This is a genomic window from Streptomyces sp. NPDC104096 (genome assembly GCF_055584385.1).
Window position 1 is genome coordinate 140,502 of record NZ_JBVJMD010000012.1, and the last position, 12,050, is coordinate 152,551.

The window sequence follows — 12,050 nt, forward strand, 5'->3', positions numbered from 1 at the left end:
AGCCGTCGCGGGGCCGGCGTCCTCGAGCCGGTGGGACCGCGCAACGGCCTTGGCTATCCGAAGCGTCCGGTGCGGTGGGAGCGGACCGCAGTCGTGATGGTGTCGGCCAGGCCGGGCACTTCCTGCACCGTCAGCGTCGAGACGGTGACACGGATACCCGGCGCGGACTGGAGGCGGAAGCGTGCACCGGGAGCGACCGCCCAGCCGGACTGCAGCAGACGGGTGACCACACTGGTCTCGTCGGACACCGGCACCCAGACGTTCATGCCGCTGCGTCCGTGTGCGGTGACGCCGCGGTCTGCCAGCGCCTGCACGAGGCCGTCGCGACGTGCGGCGTACGCGGCGGACACTGCGGGTACGTCGAGGGTTCCGGTGCGCCACAGGTGCGCGACGGTGTGCTGCAGCAGGTGGCTGACCCAGCCGGGGCCGAGACGGTAGCGGCCGCGGACCCTGTCGACGGTGAGGGGATCGCCGGTCAGGACGGCGAGGCGCAGATCGGGTCCGAAGGCTTTGGCTGCCGAGCGGACGAGCATCCAGTGCTGTGTGCTGCCGGCGAGCGGGTGCAGCGGCAGGTCTGTCAGACCGTAGACGTGGTCGTCGTCGATGACGAGGACGTGAGGGTGGGCGCGCAGCAGCGCGCGCAGTTCCCTGGCCCGTTCCGACGAGACCGCGGCGCCGGTCGGATTCTGGCCCCGGCCGGTGATGACGAGTGCTCGGACGCCCTGGTCCAGGGCCGCCGCCACATCGTGCGGTCGTGGGCCCTCGTCGTCCAGCCCTACCGGGGTCGCCAGCAGGCCGAGGCCGGAGACGAGGTCGAAGAGGCTGCCCCAGCCGGGGTCCTCGACAGCCACTTTGTCCCCTGGCCGGAGGTGGGCGACGAGGGCGCGTTCTATGGCGTCGAGTGCTCCCGAGGTGAGTCCGATGGGACCGTCCGGGACGCCGTCCGCGTCGAAGGCGGTGCGGGCCAGGCGGCTCAGTTCAGCGTCTATGGGGGGTTGTCCGTAGAGCACGGGGTGCTGTGCGTGCCGACGGGCGGCCTCGGCGAGTGCTTCACCGAGTGGGGGCAGCAGGGCCGTGTCCGGGTTGCCCGCAGAGACGTCTCGTACGCCGGCGGGCACGTTCAGGCGGATGGCGTCGCGTGCGGTGGAAACGGGGCGTGGCCGGACGCGGCTGCCGCGGCGCCCGGCGGTCTCGATCACCCCGCGGTCCCGTAGACGTCGATAGGCCGCGGCGACGGTATTGGGGTTCACTCCGAGTTCGGCAGCGAGCTCTCGTTGTGGCGGAAGGTTGGCCCCTGGAGCCAACGAGCCGTCCCCGATCGCCCGTTCGATACTCGCTGCGATCTCCGCCGCACCTCGACCGTTGAACGTGTATTCTCCTACCACAAAAACTATTATGCACTAGTTCAAAAGGATTGACCATCTCCTCCTCGCCTCACGTCAGTGGCGGTGTGTGCACCACATCCACCACCCCTGAGCGCTGCGCTTCGATTCACGGTCGCAGGTACGCCACGTACGACCGTGAGCTCGTGCATGCGATTCTCGACGCGGGCTACATGGGTCTTCTGGGCTTCTTTCGCGACGGTGCACCCGTCGAGCTGCCGACCTTGTACACACGCCAGGGCAGGCGCCTGTATCTGGACGCCCCCATCGGCGCTACGCCTCTGCGCCGGGCTCGGGAGGACAGCGGGCTTGATGTGTCATTGACTGTTGCGCACCTCGACGGTCTCGCGCTCGCTCGGTCCGCACTTCATGAGTCGCTCGACTATCAGCACGTGGTCGTGCAGGGAGTCGCCCGTCAGGTCACCGACACTGCGGAATACCGCGTCGCCCTGAACTCGTTTGCCGAACTGACCCCTTCCGCGGCTGCCGGCGTCGTCCGGCCTCCCGATACGCGGGAATGTGCGGCTTCCGCCGTCATCGCTCTCGACCTGGACGAAGTGACAGTCAAGGTACGCGCAGGGGGAAGCGGGGGAAGACCTGAGGACCCCGGCCGGCCTTCCGTGATGTGCTGATGAAGTCCGTGTGACCCGTACATACAAAACGCCTGCGTCGACTGACGATCTCGTTTCTTGATCGGCGTCACTGGCGACTTCACGGCGCCCCGAGAGACCGCAATGCGTGTCCCCATGCCGCGCAACATCGCAGACGGCGGGGACGCCGCCCGCGGTCGGCACGGTCCGTCCGCTGACCGCTTCGACCGATACCGAGACGACCTGGCGGCTGCCGCCGTCGCCCTCATGTGCCTGTGACGCCTTCGGCACCAGGCTGCCACCTCATCGCCCGGTTCATCCGAGCCGCAAACCGCAATGGAGCGTGCAGTGCTCAGCAACGAGTCCTACACCCCCGACCTCACCAGTCCGCTCGTCGGCCGTGACCATGACCTGCAGCACGTACGTGGCCTCCTGGGTCTCGAAGGCGGCGGCGGGGCAGTTCTGCTGCGCGGCGATGCAGGTGTCGGGAAGACGGCAGTGCTCGATGCCCTTGCCGAGTCCTCGCAGGCCGGGGGCATCCGCGTACTGCGGGCCGCCGGCGTGGAGTTCGAGGCCAACTGCAGCTACTCCTGCCTCAATCAGATCCTCTTTCCCTTCCAGGCGGCGATCGACGACCTGGAGACTCCCTTCCGCGATGCTCTGCGTGTGGCCCTCGGCTTCCAGGGCGGTTCTCCGCCGGAACGACTCGTCGTCTCGAATGCCGTTCTCCTGCTGCTGCGGTCGGTCGCGTCGGGAAGCCCACTGCTCCTTGTCATCGACGACCTCCAGTGGGTCGACCGGGCCAGTGCCGCCGTCCTCGGGTTCGTCGCGCGCCGTGCGACCGGCATTCGCATCGGTTTCCTGGCGGCTTCGCGCACCGGGTCCGGCGGTCTCCACGACGGCGGTGCCCTGCCCGAGTACAGCCTGCAGCCACTGGACGACGACTCGGCCGCTCATCTGGTCAGCACGAGATACCCGAGACTTGCCGCCAGCGCTCGTACACGCTTGCTGGCGTTGGCGCATGGCAACCCCCTTGCGCTGCTGGAGCTGCCTGCCGCGCTGCCGGAAATGCGGGTCCCCGACCTCGATGAATTCCCTGCCGTGCTGCCGCTCACCCAGCGACTGGAGAATGTGTTCGGTTCCCGGATCACCGAGCTCCCCGCGCCGACTCAGCGTCTTCTGCTGCTGGCGGCACTGGAGGGTATGGGGGATCTCGGCGTACTGCAGGCAGCTTCACGCCAGGCAAGGGCGGGATACGACCTGGATGATCTGGCTCCTGCCGAACGACATCAGCTCGTCCACATCGACGAGCAGGCCCGACGACTGCGGTTCCGACATCCGCTCATTCGCTCCGCCGTCGTCGAGAACTCCACCAGCACCGAGCGGCGGGCTGTGCACGCGGCCCTCGCACAGGTCCTGGTGGACCAGGTCGAGCGCCGCGCCTGGCATCTGGGCGAGGCAACCCTGGAACCGGACGAAGGCGTGGCAGCTCTGCTGGAGCATGCCGCGCGCATCACGCTGCACCGCGGGGACGCGGTGGGCGGCATGCGGACCCTCCTCCGATCCGCGGACCTCAGCCCCCAGGGCACGGACCGCAGCCGCAGACTCGCGGAGGTGGCCTACGTGGGCGCCGAGTCCAACGGAGCGCTGCCCAGCGCCCGGCGGATCCTGGACGACACCAGGCATGCGAGATGGGATGCGAGCAGTTCCCTGCATGCAGCAGCCGCCACAGCTCTTCTCATCCTCAACGAGGACGGTGACGTCGAGACGGCCCACGGTCTGCTGGTGCATGCCATCGAAACCGGATCCCATGGGCACGATTCCGCGAACAAGGCACTTGTCGACGCGCTGCACACGCTCGCCCTGGTCTGTTTCTTCGGCGCCCGGGAGGAGCTCTGGCTGCCCTACTACCAGGCCGTGGAGAAGCTGACCCCGGACACCCCCTTGGTGCTGTCAGCACTGGGCAAGACGTTCTCCGACCCCGCTCGTACTGCGGCAGCAGCCGCGGAGGAACTCGATGCGCTCATGGCGCCGCTGCTCAGCACGACCGATCTCGTCCACATCACGCGAACCGGTACGGCGGCCCTCTACAGCGACCGGCTGGGCGATGTACGTGAGGCGGCCTGGCGCGTTGTGCGCAACGGCCGCGACGGCGGACCGGCCCGCCGGTACCTCTCAGGCCTGATCCACCTATGCCTGGACGATTATCTGACCGGCATGTGGGATGAGGCTGCCCATCTGGCCGACGAGGGCATCCAGATATGTGAGACCCACGGCTACAGCGCCTTCGCGTGGTACTTCCTCTACGTCCGCGCCGTCCTGAGTGCCGCCCGGGGAAACCCGGACGACGCGCAGGAGACGGCCGAGCGAATCATCCACTGGGCCACGCCCCGCGGCGCCTTCTGCGCCGCACACTACGCACATCACGCGGCTGCGACGGCAGCGCTGGGCCGCGGCGACTACGCAGACGCCTACGCGCACGCGACTGCTGTGAGCCCGGCGGGCAGCCTCGCCTCCCACGCGCCGCATGCCCTGTGGTTGACGATGGACCTCGTCGATGCAGCCGTGCGGACCAACCGCCATGCCCAGGCAGTGGACCATGTCCGTGCGATGCGAGACGCCGGCGTGTCCGCGATCTCCTCCCGTCAGGCTCTGCTGACCGAGGCTTCTGCGGCTCTGAGCACGCATGATGACCAGGAGGCGCTCGCATTGTTCGCCAAGGCACTGACCGTGCCCGGCGCGGAGCGGTGGTCGTTCGACTTCGCCCGCGTGCAGCTGGCCCATGGCGAACGGTTGCGCCGTGCCCGCGCCACCGCAGAGTCGCGAGGACCTCTCGGTGCCGCCCTGGCCACGTTTACCCAGCTGGGAGCGAAGCCCTGGGCCGAACGGGCTGAGAGCGAACTGCGCGCCGCGGGTGCCGTCAAGCGGCGAACCGATGGATCCAAGGTCCGTGAACTCACTCCGCAGGAGTCCGAGATAGCTCGCCTGGCGGCCTCCGGCCTGACCAACAAACAGATCGCCGAGCGCCTCTTTCTCTCTCACCGAACGGTGGGGGCCCACCTCTACCAGATCTATCCGAAGCTGGGCATCACCTCGCGGGCCATGCTGCGAGACGCCCTGGAAGAGTCGTGAAGGAAACATTCGCGACGGCCGCACCGCGACTCCGGACGTGAAACGCAGGTGCCTCGCGTCCTCGGCAGGGACGTCCGCAGCCCGCACCCATTTTCGAGTCGCTTCCGTCGCCGATCGGGAGAACAGCTGCCGCCGAACAGTTTGCCGCCCAGGACAACCCAGCCTCTGGGCCTTCGACCGTTGCCTCCCTGGCGGCGGCCAGTCTGTACGCGCGCCGAGGCCGGCCCGTACACCCGCTGGCCGTGGGCCGCAGAACACCCGCCGCGAACTGCGCCGACTGTCGCACGAACCCGCATGCATCCACCGGATGCCCCTGTCTGCCGACGGGTCGGTGGTGCCACGGTTCTCATGCTGCGACCTCGGACCAACGTCGCATCGGCCGGTGGTGGGGTGCCCACCCGGACTTCGGCATCGGAGTCGCCTGCGGCCCGGCTGGACTGATCGTGCTCGACATCGATGCACACGACGCGCAACCGCCCTCGCGCGAGCGCATTCTGCCCGGCATCACCATCAGCGACCAGGTCGACCTCACCGGCCTGACCAACGGCTTTCATGCACTCGTCGTGCTGGCCGCTCGCCGCGGACAGCCGAGCCCCGCCGACGACACGAACACGCTGCGCGTGAGGCCCCCTGGTGGGGGACTGCATGTCTGGTACCGCGCGGCAGACAACCGTCGCCGGCGGTGCTCCTCGGGTTCCAGCCCGAGCCGCGCCCTGGCCTGGCAGGTTGATGTACGTGCTCACGGTGGCTACATCATCGCTCCGGGAACCACGACCTCCCAAGGCGCCTACGTGCCCGTCGGCACCACCCGTCAGCCGGCCGTGCTCCCCACCTGGCCGGCCCAAAAACTCAAACGCACGGACCATTTGCCGGCGCCCGGCGTTCCTGCTCCTCGACCGGTGCCGCCACGCGCACAGCAAGCGGTTCTCGCCGCAGGTGGTGTCTGCGACAGCACCCAGCGCATGCTCACCGCCGCACTTGCCCCTGTTCACGCCTGCGGTCGGCTCGGCCACGGCACGGGATTCTCTGACATGTTGAACCGCGCCGCCTTCACGCTGGGCGGCCTCGTGGCCTCGGGCCGACTCGTCCAGGACGAGGCCGAGCGGCATCTCAAGTGGGCAGCCGGGGACCTGGCCGAGAACATCGCCGCCCAGGACATCCGCGGCGTCTTCACCACCACGGCACTGCATCAGCATCGCCGGCGCGCTCTGTCCACGACCGGCATCAACGCCATGCTGACGCAAGCCAGATCAGCGCCCGGGATGGTCCTCAGTGCGGCGCTCCTCGACGCCGACGCCTACGCTTTGTGCACGCCCGACGGGAGCGTCGACCTGCGCACCGGCCTGGTCAGGGCACCTGATCCGAACAAGGACTTCCACTCCCGCTCCACAGCTGTAGGCCCCGGCGCATGCCCACACCCCGCTCATCCTCGTCACCGAGGAAGGCCCCGGCATTCTGAGCTGACTCGTCGACGGTGCGCATGCGTACCTGGCCGGCGATCGCGACCTCATGGGCCCGAAGCATGTACGGATCGCCACCACCACTACGCGGAGACCGAGGACCACACCGGCCGGTTATACGAGGAGTCCTGCGTGCCGGCTGCACATCTGCGCTGCGAACAGACCGCTCTCCATGCCGCCTACAAGACGTGGTGTCTCGACGAAGGCGCTCCAGCCATGTCGTCCAGGGCGTTTGCCGCACGCACGCGCGAATTGGTGGGGCTGACTTCACCGAAGGAGATGCTTCTGTCCAAACAGCGCAAGCACTACCCGGGTATCGGGTTGCTCACGGACCAGGAGGGGGACGTCCGACGATGAGCTCCCTGATCACTGAGGACGAGATCGGTCACGACAAGGGCGAGGCGCCCGGAGGAGGGGAGCAGACTCGGCACCCTGAGTCGGACGACGGCTCCGCACGGCTGTGAGGCGCGCCGCCTCGCAGAGGCTCATGCCCCGGACCTGCGCGGTGTGGTGCAGACCTGCTCCGCCCAGACGATCTTGCCGTTGCTGTGGTGCCGGATGCCCCATCGGTCGGCGAGGGTGGCGATGATGAAGAGTCCCCGTCCGGACTCGTCGATGGTGCGGGCGTGCTTCACGTAGGGAGCGCTCGGTGCGGCGTCCGTGACTTCGCAGGTCAGCATCTCGTCCAAGATCAGACGGAGTTGCAGAGGCGGGGAGCCGTAGCGGATGGCATTTCCGACCAGCTCGCTGACGATGAGTTCGTTGGTGTCCGCCGTCTCTTCGTCCACTCCCCAGGCTTCCAGCTGCCGGCGGGCGGCTTTGCGGGCGATGGGTGCCGCTTCCGGCCCATCGGGCAGGGCGCGGGTCATCACGCGGTCGGGGGGCAGTGCCGTGGTGCGCGCGAGCAGCAGCACCGTTTCGTCCGGTCGGCCTCGTCGTGCGTATGCCCGGTCGATGGTGTTGCGCAGTCCTGTCGGCGATGCGGCACCCGCGTCGTCCAGGAGGTGGTGCAGTGCGCCTGACGGCGCCAGGACGTCCTCGGCGAGTGCGGCGGTGCCGATGGCGAGCGTGCTGCCTTCGGGCAGGGAGACGGTCGTCGCCGGGAAGGGGGCGGTATCGGAAACGGCAAGGGCGGGCCCCTGGGGAACGGACACGGTGCGCACGGTTCCGTCTGCGTCGATCACCACTGGCTCGGGCAGACCTGCGCGGGCCATGGTGCAGGTGAGGTCGACCGGGTCGTAGATCGCGACCGTGCAGCCGGCGGTGAGTGGCTCGTAGAGGGCGGGGTCCATGGGGGGAAGGGCGGCTCGCGCGGCGACGAGACGGGCTGTGGTGTCGCTGAGGCGGGCCAGCAGTTCGTCGGCCTGCATATCCAGGGAGGCGAGCGTGTGGATGGCGGTCCGTAGCAAGCCCATCATGATCGCGGCAGGGACGCCGTGTCCTGCCACATCACCGACGACAAGGGCGGTCCGTGCGCCAGGAAGGGCGATGGTGTCGGACCAGGCGCCGCCGCCTTCGGCACCGGAGACGTGCAGGGCGGAGCACCGGATGGTGGGTCGGTCAGCCGGTTGTCCGGGGAGAAGCCTGCTCTGAACAGCGGACGCGATGATCCACTCGCGCATGTACCGGTACGCCCTGTCGATACAGAGGGCTGCATGGGCGCAGACGGCGGAGGCCACCGCGAGGTCGTCTTCCACGAAGGGGTCTTGGCGTTCGTGGCGGCAGAAGGTGACCACGCCCAGGGCTTCGTCACCCAGCACCAGGGGCGCCACGATGAGCGAGTAGGTGCCCGGCTCCTGAATGATGCCGGCTCTGACCGGGTCGAGAGGAAGCCACCTGCTTTCCTTGCCGGCCGACAGGAGAGCGGGACGAGGGCCGGAAAGGATGTCCGCAAAAGGGGCACAGGCCGGCATGGGCCGCACGGATCCGGCCGGTGGATCAGGTCTGCCGGCTCCTCGGACGGCTGCCAGGCGCAGCAGCGCACCCTGGGGAACGGGAACCAGAGGTGGTTCCTCGCCCCGGACCGCACATTCCATGACCTCGACAACAGCGGTGTCCGCGAAACCGGGTACCACGGCTTCAGCCAGTTCTTGGCAGGCGTCCAGCACGTTGAATCGATGCCCCATGCGGGTGCGCACGGTGTCCAAGATCGCCAGGCACTGGCGTGCTCGCTCTCGCTCCGTGACGTCGAAGGCGATGATCAGCACTCCGATCGCTCTGCCTGCGGCGTCTTCCAGGCGGAAATAGGAGACGGAGCGCATGCACCGGCCGTGCTCTGCCGATACTTCGGCGGTGGGCACGAGCCGGTTCATCACCGGCTTTCCGTCCGCGAGGACTCTGCGCAGGACAGCGGCCTCTTCGTCGGTGGCGGTGCAGCCGTGCCGCCGGGCGGAGGCGGCATCCGTCGGGGGTCCGGCTGCGGTTTCGCGCCGCCGCCCCGGCGGGCCACTCGCGCGCACGACAGACAGGTGATCGTCAAGCACCTGGAGTTCTACCAGGTCATGCGTGAAGAGGACGCGAAGGAGAGCGTCGTTCTGCGCTCGTCGGCCATCCTCTGTCGCGAGGACCTGCCAGACGACGGAGCGTCCTTGGAGCGTCGGTCTGACCAGCAGGGCGCCCAGATCCGGGGACCCGTCGGGCTCCTGCCTGCCGACAAGGTTGAGCCTGCGCATGATCGTTGCCACAGGTGCACCGATGACTTCGTCGGCGGGGACGTTGTACAGGCCCTCTGCGGCAGGCCCCCATCCGGCTACCCGGCCGTCCGCATCCACGAGGAAGAGAGCGTCGTCGTCGGGCATGCGAAAGCACCTCCGTGCCGATCTTCGGACCGGGGATTCCGGGAAATGGATCAGCAAAACCCGGTTCTACCAGGGCTTTCATTCAGCACTCTAACCGGAGATCTGCGCTGCTGAGATGTCGAGCGGCGGTGAATGCGACGGCATCGCCGTCTATGCCCCTGCTGCCGAGATGCCTTTGTCACACTCTCCTCGCACGCATTTACCTTGCACACGAGGAAAACGCGGTCTAGGTTTCTGGTCATGGATCGCGCCGCACAGGCCGTCCACCCCCGGGGACGACGCCCCCCACGGCCACCCCGGAACTGCGGACACCGCCCAGACGGCCACCACCGCAGACACCAGGACCGACCTCACGTCGGCACCCCCACCGAAAATCCGAAGGAACGCCCCCATGGACTTCAAGCTCGAACTGATCGTGCTGCCCGTCACCGACGTCGACCGCGCCAAGACCTTCTACGAGAAGCTGGGCTTCCGCCTCGACGTCGACTACACCGCGACCGACGACTTCCGAGCGGTCCACTTCACGCCCCCCGGCTCCGAATGCTCGATCATCTTCGGCACCGGCATGACCACCACCGCACCCGGCACCGTCCAGGGCCTCTACCTCATCGTCTCCGACATCGCCGAAGCCCACGCCGAACTCACCGCCCGCGGCATCGACGTCAGCGACGTCTTCCACGACGCCGGCGGCCTCCTCCACCACGGCCACGCCGACGGCGACGTCACCCACCACGGCGAAGGACAGCAGCGCCTCCCCGGCCTCCACCCCGACCGCGCCTCCTACGGCTGCTACCTCACCTTCACCGACCCCGACGGCAACGGCTGGGTCCTCCAGGAGGTCAAGACCCGCTTCCCCGGCCGCTGAGAACGATCGGCGACCGCGCACCCGCACCGCCCGGACCGGAACGCGAACGCCCGGAAGAAGTCCTGCTTGTCACGGCGCAGCACGCGCCGGGCGTTCGCGGCCGTCGCGGCACCACACACGGCCCGACACCCCAGTCGCAAACCACACTCCAGCAGCCGAAGGACCCCATGATGAACGACGCCACCCGCACCTACGACGTGATCGTCATCGGCGCAGGACCGGTCGGTGAGAACGTTGCGGAGCGCACACGCACGGCCGGACTCAGCACCGTGATCGTGGAGCGTGAACTGATCGGCGGTGAGTGCTCCTTCTGGGCCTGCGACCCCAGCAAGGCGCTCCTGCGCCCGGTGGTCGCCCGTGCCGACGCCAGTCGCGTACCAGGACTCGACCCGGCCGTGGCCGGGCCGCTGGATGTCGAGGCCGTTCTCGCCCACCGCGACCAGATGGCTTCCTATTGGAAGGACGAGGATCAGGTCGACTGGCTGAACTCCGTCTCGGTGGATCTCATCCGCGGGCACGGCCGCCTGGACGGGCCTCGAAAGGTCGTCGTGCAGACGCCGGAAGGTGACACGGTGAGGCTCACGGCCAGGCATGCCGTGGCCGTCTCGACCGGCACCAGTGCGGCGCTCCCCCGCATCGCCGGCCTGGACGACGTCAAGCCGTGGACCAGTCGCGAGGCGACCAGCTCCGATCGCGTGCCCGGCCGACTGGCCGTGGTGGGCGGCGGTGTCGTGGCTGTCGAGATGGCCACGGCCTGGCAGGCACTCGGTTCCCAGGTGACGATGCTGGTTCTCGAGGACGGGCTGCTGCAGCGGATGGAGCCGTTTGCCGGTGAACTCGTCACCGACGGCCTTCGTGAGGTCGGCGTCGACGTACGCTTCGGGACCGCTGTGGCATCCCTGGCACGTGTGAACGGTGAGATTCGCATGGTCCTCGCGGACGGTGGCGAACTGGCCGCTGACGAAATCCTCTTCGCCACCGGGCGAGCCCCGCGGACCTGGGACCTGGGGCTCGACACCATAGGACTCGAGCCCGGTGACTGGCTGAAGGTGGACGACACCTTCCGGGTGACCGATGTCGCCGACGGCTGGTTCTACGCGGTGGGTGACGTCAACCGTCGTGCCCTGATGACGCATCAGGGCAAGTACCAGGCCCGCGTCGCCGGCACGGTGATCGCTGCACGCGCCAAGAACGAGACCGTCGACGACGCGCCATGGGGTGCGCATGTCGCCACTGCCGACCATGCGGCGGTCCCCCAGGTGATCTTCACCCACCCTGAGGTCGCGTCCGTGGGCCTGACCACGCGCGAGGCCGAGCAGAGCGGTCGCAGGATCAAGGTGGTGGACTACGACATCTCTCACGTCGCAGGCGCTCACCAGTACGGCGAGGGATATCGCGGCCAGGCGCGCATGCTCGTCGACCTGGACCGCAACACGGTAGTGGGCGTCACGTTCGCCGGGCCCGGCGTCGGCGAACTGCTGCACTCGGCCACCGTCGCCGTGACGGGCGAAGTGCCCATCGAAAGGCTGTGGCACGCCGTTCCCGCCTTCCCCACCATCAGCGAGATCTGGCTGAGGCTGCTCGAGACACACCGCGGCTGACCGCCCGCCGACGGCTGCCGAAGCGCCTTCGCGGCCATCACAACACCCGGTTGCCGAAGTGCCGGGCTGCTTCGCGAAACCCCGAAGTCAGCGGTGCGCAGGCAGCAGGTAGCAGGTAGCAGGTAGCAGGTCATGACTGACCCGCACGCCGACCGCAGCCGTCACGTCACGTTACCTAGAGTCCCCGGCGTCACGTCTCGAAGAACTAGGTCACGTGCCAGA

Annotated in this window: 6 protein-coding genes and 2 pseudogenes; 6 read left to right on the forward strand and 2 right to left on the reverse strand. The window is 68.4% G+C overall.

Going from position 1 to position 12,050, the window contains the following annotated elements:
• Nucleotides 1-53 precede the first annotated feature (53 nt).
• Nucleotides 54-1,385 (reverse strand): aminotransferase class I/II-fold pyridoxal phosphate-dependent enzyme, encoded by a 1,332-nt coding sequence (locus ACZ60B_RS15940; protein ID WP_469387272.1) that lies wholly within the window; start codon nt 1,383-1,385, stop codon nt 54-56.
• A 143-nt stretch (nt 1,386-1,528) separates the two neighbouring features.
• Here ACZ60B_RS15940 and ACZ60B_RS15945 point away from each other — a divergent pair, with 143 nt between their 5' ends.
• The 4 genes and pseudogenes from ACZ60B_RS15945 to ACZ60B_RS15960 all read left to right on the forward strand — a co-directional run.
• Nucleotides 1,529-2,014: a pyridoxamine 5'-phosphate oxidase family protein gene (locus ACZ60B_RS15945; RefSeq protein ID WP_469387273.1), complete on the forward strand. Its 486-nt coding sequence runs from the start codon at nt 1,529-1,531 to the stop codon at nt 2,012-2,014.
• A 306-nt stretch (nt 2,015-2,320) separates the two neighbouring features.
• Entirely contained in the window at nt 2,321-5,104 is a 2,784-nt protein-coding gene (locus ACZ60B_RS15950; RefSeq protein WP_469387275.1) for an AAA family ATPase, read from the forward strand.
• Nucleotides 5,105-5,307: 203 nt separating this feature from the next.
• Nucleotides 5,308-5,928 (forward strand): annotated as a pseudogene (locus ACZ60B_RS15955) (bifunctional DNA primase/polymerase); the annotation flags it as partial.
• A 264-nt stretch (nt 5,929-6,192) separates the two neighbouring features.
• A pseudogene (locus tag ACZ60B_RS15960) lies at nt 6,193-6,921 on the forward strand (DNA primase); the annotation flags it as partial.
• A gap of 128 nt (nt 6,922-7,049) precedes the next feature.
• Here the strand turns inward: ACZ60B_RS15960 and ACZ60B_RS15965 are convergent.
• On the reverse strand, nt 7,050-9,362 hold the full coding sequence (locus ACZ60B_RS15965; RefSeq protein ID WP_469387277.1) for a SpoIIE family protein phosphatase: 2,313 nt from the start codon (nt 9,360-9,362) through the stop codon (nt 7,050-7,052).
• Nucleotides 9,363-9,753: 391 nt separating this feature from the next.
• Between ACZ60B_RS15965 and ACZ60B_RS15970 the strand changes: the two genes are divergently transcribed.
• Together ACZ60B_RS15970 and ACZ60B_RS15975 are read left to right on the forward strand one after the other, a co-directional pair.
• Complete coding sequence (locus ACZ60B_RS15970) at nt 9,754-10,227, forward strand: VOC family protein (protein ID WP_469387279.1); 474 nt, start codon at nt 9,754-9,756, stop codon at nt 10,225-10,227.
• A gap of 170 nt (nt 10,228-10,397) precedes the next feature.
• Nucleotides 10,398-11,828: a dihydrolipoyl dehydrogenase family protein gene (locus ACZ60B_RS15975; protein ID WP_469387345.1), complete on the forward strand. Its 1,431-nt coding sequence runs from the start codon at nt 10,398-10,400 to the stop codon at nt 11,826-11,828.
• Nucleotides 11,829-12,050: the final 222 nt, after the last annotated feature.